This window comes from Xaviernesmea rhizosphaerae (assembly GCF_001938945.1).
Classification (GTDB): Bacteria; Pseudomonadota; Alphaproteobacteria; order Rhizobiales; family Rhizobiaceae; genus Xaviernesmea; species Xaviernesmea rhizosphaerae.
Genome location: NZ_MKIO01000039.1, coordinates 68,108 through 91,711, shown reverse-complemented (window position 1 = coordinate 91,711; position 23,604 = coordinate 68,108). Strand labels below are relative to the sequence as shown.

Annotated in this window: 17 protein-coding genes; 12 read left to right on the top strand and 5 right to left on the bottom strand. The window is 65.8% G+C overall.

Annotated elements, in window-relative coordinates:
- Nucleotides 1–12: 12 nt before the first annotated feature.
- On the bottom strand, nt 13–1,452 hold the full coding sequence (gene pyk, locus BJF92_RS18490; protein WP_075636226.1) for a pyruvate kinase: 1,440 nt from the start codon (nt 1,450–1,452) through the stop codon (nt 13–15).
- The gene (locus tag BJF92_RS18485) at nt 1,452–1,868 is read right to left on the bottom strand and encodes a DUF1036 domain-containing protein (protein ID WP_075636403.1); all 417 of its coding nucleotides are present in this window, start codon (nt 1,866–1,868) and stop codon (nt 1,452–1,454) included. Before BJF92_RS18485 ends, pyk begins: the two co-directional genes overlap by 1 nt.
- A 421-nt stretch (nt 1,869–2,289) precedes the next feature.
- On the opposite strand from BJF92_RS18485, the gene BJF92_RS18480 reads away from it, so the two are divergent.
- The 4 genes from BJF92_RS18480 (at nt 2,290) to fdhA (ending at nt 6,069) form a co-directional block, all read left to right on the top strand.
- Nucleotides 2,290–3,153, top strand: a complete 864-nt coding sequence (locus tag BJF92_RS18480) for an N-formylglutamate amidohydrolase (protein WP_078058268.1) — start codon at nt 2,290–2,292, stop codon at nt 3,151–3,153.
- Between the two features lie 60 nt (nt 3,154–3,213).
- Nucleotides 3,214–3,525, top strand: a complete 312-nt coding sequence (locus BJF92_RS18475) for a DUF1244 domain-containing protein (protein ID WP_075636224.1) — start codon at nt 3,214–3,216, stop codon at nt 3,523–3,525.
- Between the two features lie 142 nt (nt 3,526–3,667).
- Nucleotides 3,668–3,934 (top strand): DUF2312 domain-containing protein, encoded by a 267-nt coding sequence (locus BJF92_RS18470; protein WP_075636223.1) that lies wholly within the window; start codon nt 3,668–3,670, stop codon nt 3,932–3,934.
- A 944-nt stretch (nt 3,935–4,878) separates the two neighbouring features.
- The gene (gene fdhA, locus BJF92_RS18465) at nt 4,879–6,069 is read left to right on the top strand and encodes a formaldehyde dehydrogenase, glutathione-independent (RefSeq protein ID WP_075636222.1); all 1,191 of its coding nucleotides are present in this window, start codon (nt 4,879–4,881) and stop codon (nt 6,067–6,069) included.
- A gap of 262 nt (nt 6,070–6,331) precedes the next feature.
- Here fdhA and BJF92_RS18460 read toward each other — a convergent pair whose 3' ends face one another.
- Both BJF92_RS18460 and BJF92_RS18455 read right to left on the bottom strand, forming a co-directional pair.
- A complete protein-coding gene (locus BJF92_RS18460; RefSeq protein ID WP_075636221.1) occupies nt 6,332–8,296 on the bottom strand; it encodes a peptidoglycan L,D-endopeptidase MepK in 1,965 nt (654 codons plus the stop codon).
- A 396-nt stretch (nt 8,297–8,692) separates the two neighbouring features.
- The gene (locus tag BJF92_RS18455; RefSeq protein WP_075636402.1) at nt 8,693–10,222 is read right to left on the bottom strand and encodes a sigma-54-dependent transcriptional regulator; all 1,530 of its coding nucleotides are present in this window, start codon (nt 10,220–10,222) and stop codon (nt 8,693–8,695) included.
- Nucleotides 10,223–10,676: 454 nt separating this feature from the next.
- Here BJF92_RS18455 and BJF92_RS18450 point away from each other — a divergent pair, with 454 nt between their 5' ends.
- The 8 genes from BJF92_RS18450 to BJF92_RS18415 all read left to right on the top strand — a co-directional run bounded on the left by BJF92_RS18450 (nt 10,677) and on the right by BJF92_RS18415 (nt 22,567).
- Nucleotides 10,677–12,527, top strand: a complete 1,851-nt coding sequence (locus tag BJF92_RS18450; protein ID WP_075636220.1) for a M3 family oligoendopeptidase — start codon at nt 10,677–10,679, stop codon at nt 12,525–12,527.
- A 156-nt stretch (nt 12,528–12,683) separates the two neighbouring features.
- Nucleotides 12,684–13,895, top strand: a complete 1,212-nt coding sequence (locus BJF92_RS18445; RefSeq protein WP_075636219.1) for an aminodeoxychorismate synthase component I — start codon at nt 12,684–12,686, stop codon at nt 13,893–13,895.
- On the top strand, nt 13,892–14,530 hold the full coding sequence (locus BJF92_RS18440; protein WP_075636218.1) for an aminotransferase class IV family protein: 639 nt from the start codon (nt 13,892–13,894) through the stop codon (nt 14,528–14,530). Before BJF92_RS18445 ends, BJF92_RS18440 begins: the two co-directional genes overlap by 4 nt.
- A gap of 261 nt (nt 14,531–14,791) precedes the next feature.
- The gene (locus tag BJF92_RS18435; protein ID WP_075636401.1) at nt 14,792–16,192 is read left to right on the top strand and encodes a homospermidine synthase; all 1,401 of its coding nucleotides are present in this window, start codon (nt 14,792–14,794) and stop codon (nt 16,190–16,192) included.
- A 605-nt stretch (nt 16,193–16,797) separates the two neighbouring features.
- Nucleotides 16,798–17,178, top strand: a complete 381-nt coding sequence (gene omp10 / locus BJF92_RS18430) for an outer membrane lipoprotein Omp10 (protein WP_075636217.1) — start codon at nt 16,798–16,800, stop codon at nt 17,176–17,178.
- A gap of 232 nt (nt 17,179–17,410) precedes the next feature.
- Nucleotides 17,411–19,498: a bifunctional metallophosphatase/5'-nucleotidase gene (locus BJF92_RS18425; RefSeq protein WP_075636400.1), complete on the top strand. Its 2,088-nt coding sequence runs from the start codon at nt 17,411–17,413 to the stop codon at nt 19,496–19,498.
- 330 nt (nt 19,499–19,828) lie between these two features.
- On the top strand, nt 19,829–20,923 hold the full coding sequence (hemH, locus tag BJF92_RS18420) for a ferrochelatase (protein ID WP_078058238.1): 1,095 nt from the start codon (nt 19,829–19,831) through the stop codon (nt 20,921–20,923).
- Between the two features lie 81 nt (nt 20,924–21,004).
- A complete protein-coding gene (locus BJF92_RS18415; protein ID WP_078058236.1) occupies nt 21,005–22,567 on the top strand; it encodes an outer membrane beta-barrel protein in 1,563 nt (520 codons plus the stop codon).
- An 83-nt stretch (nt 22,568–22,650) separates the two neighbouring features.
- Here the strand turns inward: BJF92_RS18415 and galU are convergent, their stop codons facing one another.
- Entirely contained in the window at nt 22,651–23,535 is an 885-nt protein-coding gene (galU, locus tag BJF92_RS18410) for a UTP--glucose-1-phosphate uridylyltransferase GalU (RefSeq protein ID WP_075636216.1), read from the bottom strand.
- Nucleotides 23,536–23,604: the final 69 nt, after the last annotated feature.

The window sequence follows — 23,604 nt, the reverse complement described above, 5'->3', positions numbered from 1 at the left end:
AAGCGCCGCCGGTCAGAAGCCGGTCTGGCCATCCGGGCCGATATAGGCGATGCGCAGCATATTGGTCGCGCCCGGGGTGCCGAGCGGCACGCCGGCGGAGATGATGATGCGGTCGCCCGGCTTGCCGAAGCCCTCGGTGACGACGATGCGGCAGGCGCGGTTGACCATGTCGTCCAGATCCGCGGCGTCGCCGGTAACGACGCTGTGCAGGCCCCAGACGACCGAGAGACGGCGCGCAGTCTGGATGACGGGCGACAGCGCAATGACCGGCACCTGCGGCCGCTCGCGGGCGGCGCGAAGGCCGGTATTGCCCGAGGAGGTGTAGCAGACGATCGCCGCCAGATTGAGCGTCTCGGCGATCTGGTGGGCCGCCAGCGAGATCGCATCGGCGCCGGTCGCTTCCGGCGGGGTGCGCTGGGCGTAGATGATGCCCGGATAATGCGGATCCTGTTCCACCTTGCTGGCGATCGACGCCATGGTCGACACGGCTTCTACGGGATAGGCGCCCGAAGCCGATTCGGCCGAAAGCATCACCGCATCAGCGCCTTCGAAGACGGCGGTGGCGACGTCGGAGACTTCGGCGCGGGTCGGAACCGGTGCGGAGATCATTGATTCGAGCATCTGCGTGGCCACGACCACCGGCTTGCCGGCGCGGCGGCAGGCGCGGATCAGCTGCTTCTGCAGGCCCGGAACGGCTTCCAGCGGCATTTCGACGCCGAGGTCGCCGCGGGCGACCATCAGCGCATCCGACAGCTCGATGATCTCGTCGATTCGGTCGATCGCCTGTGGCTTCTCGATCTTCGACATCAGGCCGACGCGGCCCTGCGAGATCTTGCGCACTTCGGCCAGATCCTCGGGACGCTGCACGAAGGAGAGCGCCACCCAGTCCACCTCGTTGGTGGCGAGAACGGCGTCGAGATCGGCGCGGTCCTTGTCGGTCAGAACGCCGACGCCGAGCAGGGTGTCCGGCAGGCTGACGCCCTTGCGGTCGGAGATGGAGGTGCCGGCCACGACGGTGCAGACGATGCTCTTGCCATCGGCCTTCTCCGCCTTGAGATGCAGCTTGCCGTCGTCGATCAGCAGGCGGTCGCCCGGCTTGACGGCTTCGAGAATCTCGGGATGCGGCAGGAAGACGCGGGTTTCGTCGCCGGGCGCCTCGTTATTGTCCAGCGTGAAGGTCTGGCCGGGGGTCAGCGTCACCTTGGTGTTGGCGAACTTGCCGACGCGCAGCTTCGGGCCCTGAAGGTCGGCCAGAATGCCGATCGGCCGGCCGCAGCGGGCTTCCACCGAGCGGATGCGCGCGATCAGCGTGCGCATCAGATCGTGGCTGGCATGGCTCATATTGATGCGGAAGAGATCCGCTCCCGCTTCATGCAGCTTCTGGATCATCTCCTCCTCGCCCGAGGCCGGGCCGAGGGTTGCGAGGATCTTGGCTTTTCTGTTCCGCTTCATCAATTCTGACCTTCCTGGGAGCCGGGCGTGTCGGAGAGCTGAACCATCCAGCTGCCCTGTCGGCCCGTGTCATATTCCTTGAAGCCCATCCGCTGGAAACCGCGCGCGAAACAATCCTGCACGCCGACGATCTTGAACTCATTCTCGGCGACGCACATGTTCACATTCCCCGTCCATCGGCCGCCACGGGCAGCATCCTCGGCATAGAGATAGTAATAGCGCGACTGCAGCTCGCCCTCGATCAGAGTCGCGCAGGTGGTCGCCGGAACCTGCCACCAGCCCTCGGTGATCCAACCTTCCTTCGCGCGATAGCCGATGGCCACCCCCACCAGATTCTGCGTGCCGTTGCACACACGGAATTCGGCATGGGCGGCGCCGGGCGCCAGAACGGGCGCCAGCGCGGTGAGAAGAAAGATCCCGAGCCCCCCGGCGGACCAGCGCCGAAGACGCCGGCCCCGAGCGCCAGTCACTGTTCCCAATGGTGCTCCATTATGTTTGAGCTGCGCCTTCTTGCGATGCGAAGAAGGGATTGTCAACGCGAATTTAATCGATTTAATCGATCTGTCCGCGTGGGGCGCCGACGCGTCACACTGCCCATCCCCATGGCCCGACGGCGCCTGCCAAACCCGCTTCCGCCGCCCGTTCCCAGGCAGCTGCCCCTTGCCGGCCAGATCATCGCATGTCATCAGAACGTCATTCTTTCTCCCTGCAGCCACCGTCTTCTTCCCTTATGGCGAAGAGAGACTGCAGAATTTTGAAATGGCTGCATGATTCCCGAGAATGAGTCCGATTTCAAAGACTTCTTGCACACAGGCGGACATAGGCAACCGGATAATGATGGACAACAGCGGCGCTTTCGAACGGATTGAGGGCGATTTTGCGGCGGGGCTGGTGCTTCTCGGCGATCATGCGACCCGCCGCCTGCCGGACGATTACGGGCATCTGGGCCTGCCGCATGCGGCCTTCGAGCGGCATATCGCCTATGATATCGGCATCGAGCCGCTCCTGCGCCGGCTCTGCCAGCTGACCGGCGCGCCCGGGGTGATGAGCTGCTTTTCCCGGCTGCTGATCGATCCCAACCGGGGCGAGGACGATCCGACGCTGATCATGCGCATATCCGATGGCGCGATCATCCCCGGAAACCATCCGATCACGCCGGATGAATGGCAGCGGCGAATCGCCCGCTTCCACCGGCCCTATCACATGGCCGTCGATCGCCTCATCCGACAGGTCGAGGCCGCCCATGGGGCCGCGCCGCTGGTCATTTCGCTGCATTCCTTCACGCCGGCCTGGAAAGGCGTGCCACGCCCTTGGGAGGCGGCGGTGCTCTGGGACAGTGACGACCGGGTCGCCCGCCCGCTGATCGAGGCGCTGGAGGCGCAGGCGATCCACACCGGCGACAACGAACCCTATGACGGCGCACTGAAGGGCGACACGCTCTACCGCCATTGCATGATGCGCGGCCTGCCGCATGCGCTGATCGAGATCCGTCAGGACAAGATCGGCGATGCCGCCGGTGTCGAGGACTGGGCGCAGCGCCTCGCGCCCTTGCTGATGGACCTCAACCGCCGACCGGACCTCCACCGTCATGAGCGGCACGCCTCGCGCACGGGCCCCTATCCCGCGACAGACGAGTTGGAAAGCAAAGCGTCACCGGACCTCGGGAAGGTCTTGCCGGCACTGCGGCCAGCCGCCATCTGAGGCCAGGAGAGAGATCTGCGCGGCGGCGCCTGCGCCCCGACGGCCGAAAAGGAAAAAGCCATGACCGACCTGACCCCCGAGCAGCAGCAGGCTTTCGAGGCCGCCGCCTTCCGCCGCCTTCTCGCGCATCTGTCCGCCCGCAGCGATGTGCAGAACATCGACCTGATGAATCTCGCCGGCTTCTGCCGCAACTGCCTGTCCAACTGGTATGGCGAGGCGGCGCGCGAGGCCGGCGTGTCCCTCGGCAAGGAGGAGGCACGCGCGCTGATCTATGGCATGCCCTATGAGGTCTGGCGGGAGCAGAATCAGAAGGAGGCCTCGCCGCAGAGCCAGGCGGCCTTCGAGCGCAACAAGCCGCCGCATCAGGACTGACGGCGAAGCCGTTGGCGCCGCTTTCCCAGCCTGCGACCGGGACCGGGGCAGACCTGCCGGACCGATTCAAGGCTTGACCTTGCCTCGGCTTCGCGGCAGGGACTGCCATTGAAACCTATTCCCCCCAAAAAAGGAGATTGCCATGGCGGACGCGCATGAAGTCGCACGCGATCAGCTGCGGTCGTTCATCGAGCGGATCGAGCGGCTCGAGGAAGAGAAGAAGACGATCGCCGACGACATCAAGGATGTCTATGGCGAGGCGAAAGCGACCGGCTTCGACACCAAGATCCTGCGCAAGGTCATCCAGATCCGCAAGCAGGACAAGGACGAGCGGGCCGAGCAGGAAGCCATCCTCGACACCTATCTCGCCGCGCTGGGCATGATCGAACTGCCCCAGGACGACGACTGAGGCAGCGCGCGCGTCGGAGCGGGAACGAGGACCGACGCCGCCGCCCGCCAGAATCAACAGCGAGCCGCTTTCGGGCTTCGGCCCGAGGCGCTTGAAGACACCAGGCCCGCCGCATCACGCTGGCGGGCTTTTTCCTGCGCGCTGCCGGCAGGATCGCCGAGATAAGCGGGCAGCATGATCGGCGGGCACAGTGCACGACGCAGCCATTCGCGAGCCGTGATCCGAAATCCGGCTGATCGCTCCGCGATGTCTGGAGCTTCCGGACAGACGCGCAAAGTCCTTGTTCCGTCATGCCGGGCTTGTCCCAAACATCTGCAAACGCCTGATATCTCTTTGAATCCCTCACCATGGCAGTCCTCAGGACAAGCCGGAGGATGACGTCTCGCGTGATCACCTTCTTCCCAGAAGCCTCGAAATTCGCACGGGATCCTCGGGATTGCGTATGACAACCTCTCATCCGCCTGCCGGTGCGGCAAGGCGCCTTGCGATGCCATGTCGTGGCGCAGGGCATGCATGTCGCAATTCCGCCTTTGCCTGCGGCCCGCTCGTGCTCTCCTGCCCGTCAAGATCGGGTCATGATAGGATCCGACAGTGAGGAGACCGACCATGCCGTTGAGGAGCGGCGTGGCCGGACAGGATCTGTCTCGAACGCGACGGCCAGCACGCCGCACCGGAAAGGGCAGAGCAGACATCACCAGCAGCATGCCCGGGAGAACACCGGCAGGCCCCATGAGGGGTCGACAGGGCCTTTCCCGAGGTATCGGCGGAAACCTGACTCCGCGAGACCGAACATCGCGCGGATGCGTCAGTGGCCCCGACCCCGCGTCTGGCGGGCAAGGGACACGACGGAGGAGAAAGCCGATCCGGCACAGGATTCGTGCCGGCGGCCACCGAGACGCGCAGGCTCGAGGAAGACCGGCGCGTAATCAAGAGGAGGAGATGACATGAGCAGGAACAGAGGCGTCGTCTATCTGAAGCCCGGACAGGTGGAGGTCCGCGACATCGATGACGCCAAGCTCGAGGCGCCGGATGGCCGCCGGATCGAGCATGGCGTGATTCTCAAGGTCGTATCGACCAATATCTGTGGCTCGGACCAGCACATGGTGCGTGGCCGCACCACGGCCATGCCCGGCCTGGTGCTGGGCCACGAGATCACCGGCCAGGTGATCGAGAAGGGCGTCGATGTGGAGATGCTGGAGATCGGCGATATCGTCTCCGTGCCCTTTAACGTCGCCTGCGGCCGCTGCCGCTGCTGCAAGTCGCAGGACACCGGCGTCTGCCTCACCGTCAATCCGGCGCGCGCCGGCGGGGCCTATGGCTATGTCGACATGGGCGGCTGGATCGGCGGGCAGGCCCGCTATGTCACCGTGCCCTATGCGGATTTCAACCTGCTGAAGTTCCCCGACCGCGACCAGGCCATGGCCAAGATCCGCGATCTGACCATGCTCTCCGACATCCTGCCGACGGGCTTCCACGGCGCCGTCAAGGCGGGCGTCGGCGTCGGCTCGACGGTCTATGTCGCCGGCGCCGGTCCGGTCGGCCTGGCCGCCGCCGCCTCGGCCCGCATCCTCGGCGCGGCCGTGGTGATGATCGGCGATTTCAACAAGGACCGTCTCGATCATGCCGCCAAGGTCGGCTTCGAGCCGGTCGACCTGTCGAAGAGCGACCGGCTGGGCGACATGATCGCGCAGGTGGTGGGCACCAACGAGGTGGACAGCGCCATCGACGCCGTCGGCTTCGAGGCGCGCGGCCATGCCGGCGGCGAACAGCCGGCCATCGTCCTCAACCAGATGATGGAAATCACCCGCGCCGCGGGATCGATCGGCATTCCCGGCCTCTATGTCACCGAAGACCCCGGCGCCGTCGACAATGCCGCCAAGCAGGGCAGCCTGTCGCTGCGCTTCGGCCTCGGCTGGGCCAAGGCCCAGTCCTTCCACACGGGCCAGACGCCGGTGCTGAAATACAACCGGCAGCTGATGCAGGCCATCCTGCATGACCGCCTGCCGATCGCCGACATCGTCAATGCCAAGATCATCCCGCTGGATGAGGCGGCCAAGGGCTATGAAAGCTTCGACCAGGGCGCAGCGACCAAGTTCGTCCTCGATCCGCATGGCGAGCTGGCCAAGGTCGCCTGAGGCAAGGCACGATCCGTCCTAGAGCATCGGACTGAAAATCGTATGCAGTTCGCTGCTCTAGGCTTTTGTTTCCGTATCGGATTTATCCGAAAACCGGTTCCCACTTTTCGGACCGATGCTCTAAGCAAAAAGGCCCGCCGAGCACATCGCTCGGCGGGCCTTCTGGCATCAGGGGAAGGGATCGGCCGACAGTTCTGCCTCAAGATCCGGCGAACATTCGGCGTAGCGCAGTCGGTCCGGAAGCACGCTTCCGGATGCCCGATCAATTGGTGCTGAACTTCTTCACTTCGAGGAAATTGACGGCGCTGCCGGAGAAGCGGGCGGTATCGACCGGCTTCTGCGGCTCGGCGGAGAAGCCGGCGGAGTAGACCGTAGTCGGCGAGGCGCGCAGGGCCTTGGAGACGAAGCGCGGCGCCTTGACCGGCTCGGACAGCGTGGCCATGCGGCTGTTGGACAAAGCCCATTCCGCGATGATCTTCTCGGTCAGTTTCGGCTCGGTGCGCTTGGCGGCCGGCGCATGGCTTTCCGCTTGCTCCTTCTTCGGCCGCTTGCCCTTCACCGGCGCCTCAGGCTGCGGCTCGAGCACGGCGAAGGCATCCGGCCTGGTCGCCTTTGCCGGCTGATAGGCCGCCATCTCCACAGGCGCCTGCAGCGCATCGCGTGCATTGGCCGGCTTGGCGGTCGCCTGCGCCGGGCGCTGCGACGCGGAAGGCGTCGGCACGGCCATGGCGATGCGGGTTTCCGCCTGGGCGACGGCCGGATGCGGATTGGCCGCCAACGCGCGGGGAGAGGGAATGACCATCTGCGCCGGCTCGGCCGCATCTTCCTGCGCATCCGGATCGGCGGCGGCGACCTCGGTCAGCTGCGGCTGTTCCGGCTGGGCCTGCTGCTCGGCGACCTTCTGCTGCTCTCCAACCTCGGCGGCGGCAAGCGAGGTCAGCGCATCCTGTCCGGCCGGGCGCAAGGCGGGCACGGGCACGAAGGCCAGTTCCGTCTCCTCGGCCAGAGCCGGATCGATGGCGGCCACGGCCTCGGGCACGACGCGCGTCTGCGGCACGGGAATCTTATAGGTGGAAAGATCGGCGAATTCGGGGTTCGGCTGCGGCGTCGCCGCGGCCAGCGCCTCGGCGGCGGCGTTGCGGGGCGGTGCCACCAGCGCAGTCTCGACAGCGCCGCCCGGCAGGGCCGCCAGACCGGGGCGCACAGCCGGGACCGGCGCATTGGCCACGGCCAGCGGCTTTTGCGCCGCCGGCGCGGCGGCGGCCGGAGCCTCCTCGCCCGTTTCCACGCCGGCCAGAACCGGCTGGGCGGGTGCGGCGGCCGGCTTGCCGCGGCTGCGGGCCGGTGCCGGGGCTTCGCCGCCCTCGTCCGCGCTGGCGATCGCGGTGGGTTCCTCGTCCTCGTCGCCACCGCCGAAGAGCATGGCGAACAGGGTGGCGCGCCGCTTCACGTCCTTCTCGCCCGTTGCCGTCGATCCGCCGCCGGCGACCTGGATGGCATCGGCACCGACGCGGCGCTTGTAGTCGGCCACCGCCGCTTCATAGCCCGGCAGGGGGCCACCATCGGCGGGCAGATGCATGGTGCGGCCATCGGGGAAGAGGCGCACGAGTTCGTTGCGGCTCATGCGCGGCCAGGCGCGCACGCCGCCGACATCCATGTGCACGAAGGGAGAGCCGGAGGTCGGATAATAGCCGACGCCGCCCACCTGGAATTTCATGCCGATCTCGCGCAGCGTGGCGAGCTTCACATCGGGCAGGTAGAAGTCCATCGCCTTGCCAAGCATATGCTGGCTCTTCTTGGCGACACCCTTGGTGCGCGAGCGCAGCATGCCGTTGGTCGCAGGCGAACGATAGGCGGAGACGACGTGAATATATTCATGCGATCCGCTCTTCTGGTAGACTTCCCAGACGAGATCCAGAAGGCGCGGATCCATGCGCGTCGGCTCGTTGCGGCGCCAGTCGCGCAGGAACTGGTTGATCTGCTGCAACCCCTTGGGATCGTAGCGACCATTACGCTTGAAGGTGATCTGCGCCTTTTCGCCGGTATGGACGAAATAGAGCTTGAGCGTCCGGGTCTGCCCGGCTGCCTCAACGGTCGGCGTGAATCCTGGCGTTACCAGGGCACTCGCGATCAAGAGCGATGCGAGCAACCGCGGTATTTTACGGACCACATTCCCGCAAGCGTCGCGGAGCATGGAGCCGTCGGGCTTTCCGAAAAAATTCTGCAAACCTGATCCCCGTCCGAAGGACATGCGCCTCGTGGCAGACTGGATGACTGCCAAATACGGTGACAGCATGGCAAATATGCCACAGTCGTCGCCGATCCTTATAATATAGTGAACGGATGGCTAACAAGGTCTAAACGACGCCATCATGCGGCGGCAGCGCCGGGTGATTCGCGCCCTTTCCCGGGGATGGAGCAGGCGCGAGCCCTGGAAATACAGGGCTTGGACACGGGTTTCCCGTGATTTCGGACCTTTCGGTCAAACGTGGCAGGGTCAGCCTGGCACAAGCCTGGGCCCGGGAATGCCGCCTCTCGCCTGCCGCAATCAACAGATTTGACGAGCCGCTGGCCGGCCTTGCACCGCATGCGGTCGATCAGATGGCGCGGTGCGGGCCTCGAATCAGGCCGCGCTGCTCAGCGGATTGTCGGGATCGATGCCGTAATCCTTCAGTTTTCGGTAGAGCGTGGAGCGGCCGATGCCGAGCTTGCGCGCGACCTGGCTCATCTGCCCGCGATAGAATTTGAGCGCGAAGCGGATAATGTCCTCCTCGATCTCCGCGAGCTTGCGCACGTCGCCTGTGCTGTCCAGCGTGGCGATCAGGCCATCGCTTCGAGCCGTGCGCGGCTCAGCCTCCGGGGCTCCGAGAACGGCCACCCTGCCCGGTGTTTCGGCCTCGACCTCGGGCGTGGCGGCGGCCAGACGGGCAGACATGCCATCCGCCGCCATGCTGCGCAGGCCGATCGGCCCGGTGCGCGCGGTGATCTCGGGGAAATGGCGCACGGTCAGCTCGCGCCCCTCGGCCAGAAGCAGCGCGCGGTAGAGCGTGGCCTCCAGTTCGCGGATATTGCCCGGCCAGTCATAGGCCGTCAGCAGCGCCAGCGCGCCGGCGTCGATGCCCTGGCCGGAACCATGGCCATATTCCGCGCCCAGGCGCTGCACCAGCCGTCGCACGAGCGCCGGCACATCCTCCCGCCGGCGCGAAAGCGCCGAGAGCGCGATCGGAAACACGCTCAGCCGGTAATAGAGATCCTCGCGGAACCGGCCCTCCCGCACCTCGGCGATCAGATCCCGGCCGCTCGCCACCATCAGGCGCACATCGACCTTGATCGGGTGATTCGCGTTTACAGGCTCGATCTCGCCGAACTGCACCGCCCGCAAAAGCTTGGCCTGCACTGTCATCGGCAGCGCGGCGATGTCGCTGAGCAAGAGCGTGCCGCCCTCGGCATCGCGGAATTTGCCGGAAAGGCGCGGCGCGCCCGCAGGCCCGAGGCCGCGCTCACGCCCGAACAGGATTGCTTCGGCATGAACCGGGGTCAGCGCTGCGCAGTCGACGACGATGAAGGGCCGCTCCGCCCGCTGGCTCTCCTGATGGATCGCGCGGGCCAGCCGCTTCTTGCCGACGCCGGTCTCGCCCTCGATCAGCACGGGAATGTCGCATTCGGCGGCGCGGCGCGCCAGATCGAGCGCGCGGATCATCGCCGGGCTCGCCGAGACGATGGAGGCAAAGCCGATATCCTCGCCCGCATCGGCTCTTTCGCCCGCCCATGGCGCATGCCGCCGCTCCACCTTCATCGCCTGATGCAGGGCGATCGTCAGCCGCTCGGGCGAGACCGGCTTCATCACGAAATCGAAGGCGCCGGCCTGGATGGCATGCACCACCGTCTCGATGCCGCCCTGCCCCGTCTGCACGATCACCGGCGTATCGATGCCGCGCTGCGCTACCTCCTCCAGGAAGGCGTGGCCGCTCATTTCCGGCATCATGAGATCGAGAAGGATGACATCGACCTGATCGCCCAGCTCCTCCAGGAGCGACAAGCCCACGCGTCCGTTCTCCGCGTGATGCGCCACATGGCCCAGCTGCTCGACCATGCCCGCCAGAAGACGGCGCTGGACCGGATCGTCGTCGATCACCAGAATATGAGACGGCATCATTCCTCTCCTTCGCCCTCTTGCACGAAGAGCCAACTGCCCGCTTCGGACAGGGACCTTCATGTCCCGGCCTTGACCTGCTGGTCTCGGCTTGCCCAGTCTCGACTTGCTTGGTCTTGACCTGCCCGCCTTGAATTGGATGCCCCTTCGCCGGAGGGATGCGAGGAAACCTGCCCGGCAACGGCGCGGATCCGATCGCTTGGTCATCGCATGGCGGGCTTGAACATCCCCTTTTGAGAAAGGCTCGGATTTTAACCATCGGCCTTTTTGCGGCCCTTCTCTTCTCCCCCGACTCCAGCCTCTTACATGGACGCGGCAAAGCATGTCAGATGCGCGTGGTCTCGCGCCGCGCCCGGCGGGCGGGCCGGTGCTCGCGGGTCAAGACCTCGTCGGGACGCCGACCCGCAGCGCATCGATGCCCGCGCGCAACGCATTGATAAAGGAACGACCTGTCATGATCCGCATCCAGCCCTTTCCGGTTTCCGCCCCAGATGCCGCCGCCGCCCCGGCGCGCGCGGGCAGCGATCTCGGCAGCCTGCCCAGCTGGCGGCTCGAAGACCTCTATCCCGGTCGGGACTCCGACGCCTTCAGGCAGGATCTCGCCCGCGCCGAGAGCGAGACGCTGGCCTTCGAGGCACGCTGGAAGGGCCGGCTCGCAGAGGCCGCCGGCAAGGAGGGCGACGAGGGCCTGGGCGCGGCGATCCGCCAGATGGAGGCGCTGGAAGACCTGATCGGCCGCATCGCCTCCTTTGCCGGCCTTACCTATTTCTCCAACACCACCGATCCCGCCAACGGCAAGTTCTATGGCGATGTGCAGGCCAAGCTGACCGACCTGTCCAGCCACCTCCTGTTCTTCGGCCTGGAGATGAACCGGCTGGAGGACGCAGCCATCGACGGCGCGATCGCGAAGGATCCGGTCGCCGCCCATTATGCCCCCTGGATCCGCGATCTCCGGCTGGAAAAGCCCTATCAGCTCGATGACCGGATCGAGCAGCTGTTCCTGGAAAAGTCGATGACGGGGGCGGCCGCCTTCAACCGGCTGTTCGACGAGACGATGGCGGCGATGACGGTTACGGTCGATGGCGAGACGCTGCCGCTCGAAGTGGCGCTGAGCCTCCTGCAGGAGCCGGAGCCGGCCACGCGCCGCGCGGTGGCGGAGGGGCTCACCAAGGCCTTCAAGGACAAGCTCGGCGTCTTCACGCTGATCACCAACACGCTGGCCAAGGACAAGGAAATCTCCGACCGCTGGCGCGGCTTTGAAGACATCGCCGACAGCCGGCACCTCGCCAATCGGGTGGAGCGCGAGGTGGTCGATGCGCTGGCCGAGGCGGTCAAGAGCGCTTATCCGCGCCTGTCGCATCGCTACTACGCCATGAAAGCCAAATGGCTGGGCATGGACACGCTCAATTTCTGGGACCGCAACGCGCCCCTGCCGGAAACGCCGAATGCGACGATCGGCTGGGATGCGGCGCGCGAGACGGTTCTCTCCGCCTATGCCGGATTCTCGCCCGACATGGCCGCGATCGCGCGGCGCTTCTTCGACGGCGGCTGGATCGATGCGCCTGTGCGGCCCGGCAAGGCGCCCGGCGCCTTCGCGCATCCCACCGTTCCCTCCGCCCACCCCTATGTTCTCGTCAACTACATGGGCAAGCCGCGCGACGTGATGACGCTCGCCCATGAGCTCGGCCATGGGGTGCATCAGGTGCTGGCCGGCGGCCAAGGCGCGCTCATGGCCTCCACCCCGCTGACGCTGGCAGAGACCGCCTCCGTCTTCGGCGAGATGCTGACCTTCCGCGCTTTGCTCGACCAGACCCGCGACAAGCGCGAGCGCAAGGCCATGCTCGCCCAGAAGGTCGAGGACATGATCAACACCGTCGTGCGCCAGATCGCCTTTTACGATTTCGAGCGCCGGCTGCACACGGCGCGGCGCGAGGGCGAACTGACGGCAGAGGCGATCGGCGAGATCTGGATGGCGGTGCAGGCGGAAAGCCTGGGACCGGCGATCAAGCTTTCGGACGGCTACGAGACCTGGTGGACCTATATCCCCCACTTCATCCACTCGCCCTTCTACGTCTATGCCTATGCCTTCGGCGACTGCCTGGTGAACTCGCTCTATGCCGTTTACCAGAAGGCCGAGAGCGGCTTCCAGGACAAGTATTTCGACCTGCTGAAGGCCGGCGGCAGCAAGCACCACAGCGAACTCCTCGCCCCCTTCGGCCTGGATGCCACCGATCCCGATTTCTGGCAGAAGGGCCTGTCGATGATCGAAGGGCTGATCGACGAGCTGGAGGCGCTGGAGGGCTGAGGCCCGGCAGGAAAGCGCAGGACGGCCGCCATGGCGTGGCCGTCCCCAAACCGGACGAGCGGGGTCGCAGCCGGGATGGCAGGGCGCGGCCCATCATGATAGGCCTCGCCTTCGCCCCAATTCATTCCCCTGATGCTCCCCGATGCCCTGTAAGCGATGACCGAGACCGCGCCCTTCATCCTCTTCCGCGACGATGCCGCCGACACCACGCTGGTCTTTGCCGAGCCGGTCGAGATCGTCACGGTCTGGACGCCCGAGGATTTCGAGCGGGGTTTCGCCCGGCTGCAGGCGGCGCATGAGAGAGGGCTGTGGATCGCCGGCCTGATGGGCTATGAGGCCGGGCATCTGTTCGAGGCCAAGCTCGCCCCGCTCGCGAAGGGCGGGCGCGAGACGCCGCTCTTCTCCTTCGGCCTGTTCGAGACGCCGCTGACAGATCATCCGCTCGCCATGCCGCGCCAGCGCGTGGAAAACGAGCCCTTCCTCGCCGAACCGCAGGCTGCCTGGGATCTGGCGGCCTATCGCCGGCGCTTCGACCGGCTGCACCGGCATCTGGCGGAGGGCGACTGCTACCAGGCCAATCTGACCATGCCGATCATGGCGCGCTGGAGCGGCGATCCGCTCGCCGCCTTCTGGTCGCTCACCGCCCGCCAGCCCGTGCGCTACGGCGCCTTCGTTGCGCTGGAGGGGCCGATGGTGCTCTCGCGCTCGCCGGAGCTGTTCTTCAAGGTCGATGCGGATGGCATGATCGAGACTCATCCGATGAAGGGCACGGCGCGGCGCGGCGCGAGCGCGGCAGAGGACGAGGCGATCGTCGCCGCCCTTGTCGACGATCCGAAGACGCAGGCCGAAAACCGGATGATCGTCGATCTCCTGCGCAACGACATCTCCCGCATCACCGAGGTCGGCACGCTGGAGGTGCCGGCGCTCTTCGCCGTGGAGACCTATCCGACCGTGCACCAGCTGGTCAGCCATGTCCGTGCGAAGCTCGTTCCCGGACTGACGCTGCGCGACATCTTCGCCGCGCTCTTCCCCTGCGGCTCCGTCACCGGCGCGCCGAAGATGCGGGCGATGGAGATCCTCGCCACGCTGGAGGTCGGCCCGCGCGAGGCCTATTGCGGCGCCATCGGCTGGATCGCGCCTGATGGCACCATGCGCTTCAACGTCGCCATCCGCACCATCACCCTGTTTGACGACGGCCAGGCGCGCTTCCATGTCGGCGGCGGCATCGTCTTCGATTCCACGGCGGAAGCCGAATATGAGGAATGCCTGCTCAAGGCCCGCTTTGCCCTCGGTGACAGCCCGATCGCGGCGCTTTCCCCGGACACGGCCCCTGATACAGGCCCGGATACAGGTGGGGACGCGCCATGAGCGAGGACGATTTCCACCTGTTCGAGACCATGCGCCATGAGCCGCTGCAGGGCATCCTGCACCAGCGCCTGCATCTGGCGCGGCTCAAGCGCTCGGCCGGCCGGCTCGGCTTTGCCGGGGCCGACGCGGCCGACGCATTCCTCTCCGCACGCGAGCCGGATCTCCCGGCGGATGGCCCGTCCCGCCTGCGCCTGTCGCTCAAGCGCGACGGCACGCTATCGCTCGCCCATGCCCCATTCACCCCCCATCCGCCGGGCACCACATGGCGCCTGCGCATTGCCGCGACCCGGGCGGATTCGCGCGACCGGCTGCTGCGCCACAAGGTCAGCCGGCGCGGGCTTTACGAGGCAGCGCGGGCGGAATTTACGCCGGAGGACGCCGACGAGGTGCTTCTGCTCAACGAAGCGGGCCTGCCCTGCGAGGGCACGATCACCTCGCTGTTTCTCGATGACGGCACCGGCATCTTGAAGACGCCGCCGATCGGCAACGGCCTTCTTGCCGGCGTGCTGCGCACCCATCTGACCTGCACCCGCCGCGCCCGTGTCACGCGGTTGACGCTTGACGAGCTCAAGGCGGGCAGGATCTTCATGGGCAACAGCCTGCGCGGGCTCATTCCGGCGATTCTCGTTGGGTGATACCGCGGCGGGGATGGCGAAATCGTGCCGGCTCTTTATTGTGACATCGAATTGTGCTCTAGGCCTGCCAAACAGAAGGGGCGGGCTTCAGCGATCCACGCCACGCCTCACGCAGCGACAAGAAGGAGCGACAATCAAATGGCAGCAGACACCACCTCTGTGGACACGACCGAACCCACCGTCGAGACCGTGGAGCAGGCTGTTTCGGAAACGGCCGCAGTGACCTATCCGGTCTATGGTGAAATCACCGGTCCGATCGTCATGATCGGCTTCGGCTCGATCGGTCGCGGCACGCTGCCCTTGATCGAACGCCACTTCAAGTTCGACAAGAACCGCATGGTCATCATCGAGCCGCGCGAAGACGCCGCCGATGTCGAGATCATGCAGAAGCATGGCGTGCGCCATCTCAAGGCGCATGTGACCAAGGAAAACTACAAGGACATCCTCAAGCCGCTGCTGACAGAAGGCGAAGGCCAGGGCTTCTGCGTCAACCTCTCGGTCGACACCTCCTCGCTCGACCTGATGAAGCTCTGCCGCAAGCTCGATGTGCTCTACATCGACACGGTGGTCGAGCCCTGGCTCGGCTTCTACTTCGACAAGGGCATGGACAATTCCGAGCGCACCAACTACGCGCTGCGCGAAACCGTGCGCAAGGAAAAGGAAAAGAACCCGGGCGGCACCACGGCCGTGTCCTGCTGCGGCGCCAATCCGGGCATGGTGTCCTGGTTCGTCAAGCAGGCGCTGCTCAACATCGCCAAGGATAGCGGCCTCTCGGTGGACGAGCCTGCGCAGGACGACCGCGAAGGCTGGGCCAAGCTGATGAAGAAGGTCGGCGTCAAGGGCATCCACATTGCCGAGCGCGACACCCAGCGCACCAAGAACCCCAAGCCGCTCAACGTGTTCTGGAACACCTGGTCGGTCGAAGGGTTCATCTCGGAAGGCCTACAGCCGGCCGAACTCGGCTGGGGCACCCATGAGAACTGGATGCCGAAGAACGCCCAGAAGCACAAGAAGGGCTCCAAGGCCGCGATCTATCTGGAGCAGCCGGGCGCCAACACCCGCGTGCGCACCTGGTGCCCGACGCCGGGCCCGCAATACGGCTTCCTGGTCACGCACAACGAGTCGATCTCGATCGCCGACTTCTTCACCGTGCGCGACAAGGACGACGACGTCACCTACCGCCCGACCTGCCATTACGCCTACCACCCGGCCAATGACGCCGTGCTCTCGCTGCACGAAATGTTCGGCAATGGCGGCACGGCCCAGCCGGTGCTGCACGTTCTCGACGAGAACGAGCTGGTGGACGGCCTCGACGAACTCGGGGTGCTGCTCTACGGCCACGAGAAGAACGCCTACTGGTTCGGCTCGCGCCTCTCGCTCGAAGAGACCCGCCGCATCGCCCCCTATCAGAACGCCACGGGCCTGCAGGTGACCTCCGCCGTGCTCGCCGGCATGGTCTGGGCGCTGGAAAACCCCGAGGCCGGCATCGTCGAAGCCGACGAGATGGACTACAAGCGCTGCCTCGAAGTGCAGATGCCCTATCTCGGCCCGGTCGAAGGTCACTACACCGACTGGACCCCGCTCGACGGCCGTCCGGGCCTGTTCCCGGAAGACATCGACGAGAAGGATGCCTGGCAGTTCAAGAACATCCTGGTCCGCTAGAGCATCGGACCGAAAAGTGGGAACCGGTTTTCGGAGAAATCCGATGCAAAAACAAAAAATTAGAGCATCGGACTGCGTGCGATTTTCAGTCTGATGCTCTAAGCCGGGATCTGACATCGGCAGGGCCGCGCGGCGGCCTTGCCGGTATGATCGTCTGATACGGTTTCCGGTTGATCAGACCGGAAACCGTATGACCGCGCCATGACATGCGCCCCGATCCGGCTGACGGCAGGGTATCTGCGTGGAGATCATCAGCGATAGAAATCATGAACGGGGCCGGCCCGGGAAGCAGATGTCCGTTCGAGAACGGGACTGCCGCCCGCGCCGGCCCTTTCCGTCTCTTGCCTGTCGTCCGTCTCTTGCCCGTCCTTTGGCAGCCTTTCGCCCGGACGCGCTGCCGCGCCCCCAGAATTCAGGGGACAGACACCGGCCGTTGGCCGCGGGCTCTCGCCACCCGCCGCACTTGCACCATATTGCTTTCACAGGCCGGTTTCGGCATGGTTTACCGAAGGCCCATGATGGGCCGAGGGGCGGCAGGCGGTTGCGAAAGGTCGGTTTCGACGCTGAAGCAGGGCCACACCCCGCGAGGAGAGAGCTTGAGCAGCATGACACGTATCGCCACCTGGTTCGCCCTGTCCCTGGCCGCCCTGGCCGCCTCCTGCCAGTCGGCCCCGCAGGAGGTCTACCGTCCGGTCTATGGGTCGGCGGCGCCCGTGGCTCCGGCCGGGGTCGAAGGGTCCTGGGTCGATCCGAACGGAATCGTCTCCACCTTCTCCGGCGGCACCTTCTCCACCCGCACGACCGACACCAACCAGCTGCTGGCCTCCGGCAACTATACCAATGTCACGCCGCAGCTGGTCGAGATCAACATGACCTCGATGGTGCGCAAGACCCAGTCCAAGGTCAATTGCGCGCTCGCCACGCCAAGCCAGCTGAACTGCACCACCGATTCCGGCTCGCAATTCTCGCTGACGCGCCGCGGCTGAGCGCGGCCGAAGCAGGCGGAGCATCCGCGCGGTCGATGATCGTTTCTTGACGACGGCACTTTCTGCTTGATGTCTTATCAAGGGAATGGAACCATCGCCGCCGGACCGCTCTGTGACCCGGACCCGGCTTTCCCTACGGGTCCTTGCGACCTCACGCCTGGCGCAACCCTCCGCTGTGCCGGCAGGGTCGCGGCAGGGCGCTCGCACAAGAGGAACGACCTTGGAGACGACCATGACCAAAACCCTTAGAACCGGGTTTCTCGCCGCCTCGCTTCTGGCCCTGTCCTCCGGCGTGGCCTTTGCGGATTACACGCTGGAAATCCTGCATATCAACGATTTCCACTCCCGCTTGGAATCGATCAACAAATTCGACGCCACCTGCTCGCCCGAGGATGAGGCCAAGAAGCAGTGCTTCGGCGGCGCGGCCCGGCTCAAGACGATCCTGGACCAGCGCCGCGCGGCGCTGACGGGGCAGAACCTGCTGGTGCTGAATGCCGGCGACAATTTCCAGGGCTCGCTGTTCTACACGACCTATAGGGGCACGGCCGAGCTCGACGTCGTCAACGCGCTGAAGTTCGACGCGATGACGCTCGGCAACCATGAATTCGACGATGGCGAGAAGGCGCTCGCGCCCTTCCTCGACAAGGTGCAGTTCCCCGTGGTTTCGGCCAATGTCGAGATCAAGCCCGGCTCGACGCTCGGCGATCATGTCAAGCGCTCCACCGTTGTGGAGATCGGCGGGCAGAAGATCGGTATCGTCGGCGCCACCACCGTGGACACGCCGGAACTGGCCTCGCCCGGCCCGAACGTCACCTTCACCGACGACGTGGCCGCGATCACGGCGGAAGTGCAGGCTTTGAAGGCCCAAGGCGTCAACAAAATCGTCGCGCTGACCCATGTCGGCTATAACCGCGATGTCGACGTGATCGCCAAGATCCCTGATGTCGACGTGGTCGTCGGCGGCCATTCGCACACGCTGTTGTCCAACACCGATCCCAAGGCGGCCGGCCCCTATCCGACGCTGTCGGACAATCCCGGCGGCTACAAGGTTCCGGTCGTGACCGCCGCCTCCTATGGCAAGTATCTGGGCGACATCGTCATCACCTTCGACGACAATGGCGTGGTCAAGAGCGCCAAGGGCGACCCGATCCTGCTCGATTCCACCATCGCCCCCGATCCGGGCATGCTGGCGCAGGTGGCGGAACTGGCCAAGCCGATCGCCGAAATGCGCGCCAAGATCATCGGCAAGAGCGAAGCGCCGATCGAGGCCGCGCGTGAGGTCTGCCGCGCCCGCGAATGCTCGATGGGCAATCTGGTGGCCGATGCCATGCTCGCCCGCGTCAAGGACCAGGGCATTGCCATCGCCATTCAGAACGGCGGCGGCCTGCGCGCCTCCATCGATGGCGGCGATGTCAGCCAGGGCGAAGTCATCACCGTTCTGCCGTTCCAGAACACGCTGGCCACGTTCCAGCTGACGGGCGCCGACATCAAGGCCGCGCTGGAAAACGGCGTCAGCCAGATCGATGACGGCGCGGGACGCTTCCCGCAGGTGGCCGGGCTGAAATACAGCTTCGACAAGTCCAAGCCCGCCGGCAGCCGCGTCAGCGATATCCAGGTGAAGGAAGGCGATGCCTTCGTGGCGCTCGACCCGGCCAAGACCTATGGCGTCGTGACCAACAACTATATGCGCGGCGGTGGCGACGGCTACAGCGTCTTCGCCAAGAACGGCAAGAACGCCTATGATTTCGGCCCGGATCTCGCCGATGTCACGGCCGACTACATCGCCGCCCATTCGCCCTACAAGCCCTATACCGACGGGCGCATCACCGACCTGACCCCGGCCGACTACAAGCCGGCGCCGAAGCCGGAAACCGCCCAGGCCCCCGCCGCGACCGCACCTGCAACCACGGCACCTGCAACCACCGCTCCGGCGGCTCCCGCTCCGGCAACGCCGGCGGCTCCCGCATCTCCGGCGGCATCCGCTCCTGCCGCTCCCGCTCCGGCGGCTCCTGCGGCTCCGGCACCTGCCGCTCCGGCGGCCCCTGCTCCGGCAACTCCCGCCGCTCCTGCGCCTACGGCTCCCGCCCCGGCGCCCGCTGCGCCCGCCCCTGCACCGGCAACGCCGGCCGCTCCGGCCGCTCCGGCGGCAGCCACCGGCGGTCCGCAGACCCATGTGATCGTCAAGGGCGATACGCTCTGGGATATCGCGGAAAAGGCCTATGGCGATGGCGAGAAGTGGCGGATCATTTTCGACGCCAATGGCAAGCCGGCGCCGCGCCGTCTTCTGGTCGGCACCGAACTGACGATCCCGGCGCAATAAGCTCGCCCGATCGAAAGCATCGGCGTGAAAAGGATCTCCGGATCCGGATCGATCCGATGCTCAAGATGGCCGGGACAAATGGCCGCAGCTTCTGCCGCATGAAACGGCCGGTCCGGGCTTTTCCGGGCCGGCCTTCGTTTTTACATCCGCTTGACGCATCGCCACGTAGAACTTGACGAACGGTCTGCCGCCTCACCCCGTCGGGCGGCAGCGCCCTTTATGCCGGTCCTGCGGATCAATCGATCCGGCCGGGCGGCACCATGATCATTCTTCCGCGGCACCGTGCCATCGCACACAGGCCGCGCAAGCGTCCGAGACAGGATCCTTCAGATGAACCCAGCCACGAGCCCCTCCCCGCTTTCCAGCCTGCCGGTCACCGCCTTTGCCGGCGGCCCCTCGCCCGCCGGCGTCAAGCCGGCCAGCCATCCCCCGGTCAAGCATGGGCGGATCGGCGTGCTGCTGGTCAATCTGGGAACGCCGGAGGGCACGGATTACGCGCCGATGCGGCGCTATCTCAAGCAGTTCCTGATGGACAAGCGGGTGATCGAGTGGTCGCGCGTCTTCTGGTATCCGATCCTGTTCGGCATCGTGCTGAATACCCGGCCGGGCAAGGTGGGCAAGGCCTATGAGAGCATCTGGAACAAGGAGCGCAATGAGAGCTTCCTGCGCACCTATACCCGCTCCCAGGCCGAGCTGATGGCCGAGAGCTTCGCCGACCTGCCCAATGTCACGGTGGACTGGGCCATGCGCTACGGCAATCCCTCGATCGATTCGCGCATGAAGGCGCTGCAGGCGGAGGGCTGCGAGCGCATCCTCCTGTTCCCGCTCTATCCGCAATATGCCGCGGCCACGACCGCCACCGTCAATGACGAGGCGTTCAAGACGCTGCTGAAAGCCCGCTGGCAGCCGGCCCTGCGCACCGTTCCGCCCTATCACGACGATCCGATCTATATCGAGGCGCTGGCCCGCTCGATAACAGGGCATCTGGCGACGCTCGACTGGGAGCCGGAGGTGGTGCTGACCTCCTTCCACGGCATTCCCCAGTCCTATTTCAAGAAGGGCGACCCCTATTACTGTCAGTGCCAGAAGACCGCACGGCTTCTGCGGGAGAAGCTCGGCTGGTCCAAGGAGAAGCTGCAGGTCACCTTCCAGTCGCGATTCGGGCCGGAGGAATGGCTGCAGCCCTATACCGACAAGACCGTGGAGGCCCTGGCGCAGAAGGGCATCAAACGCATTGCCGTGGTCAATCCCGGCTTCGTCTCCGATTGCCTGGAAACGCTCGAGGAAATCGCCGAGGAAGCGGCCGAGACCTTCCACCATGCCGGCGGCGAGAAATTCGCGCATATTCCCTGCCTGAACGACAGCGCCGACGGCATGGCGGTTCTGGAGCATGTGGTGCGGCGCGAGCTTGCCGGCTGGGTCTGACAGGGGGCTAGTAAGGCTTGGTTAACCCTGTCCGTTTAGGATCCGGAAAGATTTTGATCCTTCCAGCCGGACCTTGCGCGCATGGCGTCCACTCGCTCGATCACGGACAGGCGCCGCCCGCGCAAGGGCGGCCTGCTGGCGTTTGCCGCGCTGGCGGGCAGCGTGACGCTTTCGGGCGGCGTGGCGACGGTCCTTGCGCAGCAGGCCCTGCAACCGGCCGCCACCCAGCCCGCGGCGCAGACCGGCAGGACCGATCCGGCCACGGCGTCAGACCTGCAGCAGCCTGCTCCGGCGCTCGCGGCGACGCCGGCGGCCGGCAATGCTGATGGAGAGGACAATGGCCTGACGACGACCACCCTGCAGGCGGCCACCCAGGCGCGCGTGGCGCAGGAGGTGCCCCCCGGCACGCGGATCGGCAGGGTCTCGGATGCGCCGGCGCTGAACGAGGATATGTCCCGCCTCAATCTGCGCGAAGCCAGTGTCGACGGGCTGCGCCCGAGGCTCGATCCGACCCGCAACGATGCGCCGGGCATCCGTCTCGGCAGCTTCACCTTGAAGCCCTCGATCAACCAGTCGGTCAATGCCGAGAACCGGCGCGACGGCACGAGCGGGCAGCATCGCGGCTATGTGGAAACCGGCGTCAACGCCACGCTGACCTCCGACTGGTCCCGGCACCAGCTGACGGTGACGGGCCAGGGCGCATGGCAGAAGAACATCTCAGGCAAAGGCTCCACCGACCCCTTCGCCGATGTCCAGGCCGACCTGCGGCTCGATGTCAGCCATCTGACCACGGCGCATCTGAGGGCCGGCTATCGTGCCGACCGCGAAGATGCCTCCGACCCCAATGCGGTGGCCAATGCCACGAGCCAGTCGGTCGTCCAGCAATTTTCGCTCGGCTCCAGCGTCGAGCACGATTTCGGCGTGCTGCGCGGCTCCGCCCGGCTGGACGGCACGCGCTACAGCTATGGCGATGTCGATCTCGACAATGGCACGGTTCTCTCGATGAAGGACCGCAACCGCAATGTCGGCGTGGCCACGGCGCGCATGGGCTACGTCCTCTCCCCTGCGCTGATCCCCTTCCTCGAGGCCTCGGTGGGGCGCGGCGTTTATGACGAGCGGCGCGACATGCTGGGCTATGCCCGTTCCTATACCAGCTGGGGCGGGCGGGCCGGTCTGCAGGTCGATTTCGGCGAGAAGCTCGGCGGCGAGCTGGCGCTCGGCTATGGCCGCTATGCCTTTGACGATGCGCGACTGCGCGATATCGGCGCCCTGACGATCGACGGGTTGATCAACTGGTCGCCTCAGCGCGGCACGAACATCGCCACGAGCCTGACCACCGCGCTCGAACCCTCGACCACCGCGGGCGAATCGGGCGCCATCGCCTATACGCTCACCAGCCGCGCCACGCGCGAGCTGCGCAATGCACTGGTTGCCCGCCTGTCCGGCGGCTTGACCCTGCGCAACTATCCTTCAGGCTCCACCACGCCGGACGAGCGCGTCTGGTCTGCCGGCGCGGGCCTCACCTGGGACATCAACCGCGCGCTGGCGCTAACAGGCGATGTCTCCTACGAGCGCACGCTGCGCGATAGCGGCGTCGACTCCAGCATCGCCAAGGTCGGCATCGGCCTGACCATGCGGCGGTAGTCATCCAATCACCGGCAGGCCCGCAACGCAAAACGCCCGGCGCGAGGCCGGGCGTTCGGGTCAATGCCGTGGGATCGGCAAGGTTACAGGGTGGAGAGCAACGCCTTCAGCGGAGCTTCAACCGAACCGCGGATATCGGCGCGGGACAGGGCGAAAGCGACGTTGGCCATGATGAAGCCGTCCTTGGCGCCGCAGTCATAGGTTTCGCCGCGGAAGTGATAGCCGGCGAACTGCTGGCTTTCCAAGAGCTTCAGCATGCCGTCGGTCAGCTGGATCTCGTTGCCGGCGCCGCGCTCCTGGGTTTCCAGGATCTTGAAGATCTCGGGCTGCAGGATGTAGCGACCGTTGATGAAGAAGTTGGACGGCGCCGTGCCGGCAGCCGGCTTCTCCACCATCTGATTGATCTTGAAGCCTTCGCCGATGGCGTCGCCCACACCGACGATGCCGTACTTATGGGCCAGCTCGGGCGCGCATTCCTCGACGGCGATGACGTTGCCGCCGCTCTGCTCGTAGAGATCGACCATGCCCTTGAGGCAGCCCTTCTCACCCTTCATGATCATGTCCGGCAGGAGAACCGCGAAGGGCTCGTCGCCGACGATGTCACGGGCGCACCAGACCGCATGGCCTAGGCCGAGCGGAGCCTGCTGGCGGGTGAAGCTGGTGGTGCCGGCAGCCGGCAGAATGCCTTCGAGCAGCGTCAGTTCGGCCTTCTTGTTGCGCTCGCGCAGCGTCTGTTCCAGCTCGGTCTGGATGTCGAAATAGTCTTCGATCACGGCCTTGCCGCGCCCGGTGACGAAAACCAGATGCTCGATGCCGGCTTCCAAAGCTTCATCGACGACATACTGGATGACCGGCTTGTCGACGACGGTCAGCATTTCCTTCGGCACCGCCTTGGTTGCCGGAAGGAAGCGCGTGCCCAGCCCAGCAACGGGAAACACGGCTTTTCGAACTTTACGCACGTCAGTCATGGAAGTCTCCGGGGTTTAACAGAATTATGAATGTAACGTGATGACGCCGGCTCTCGCGCGCCGGTGAAT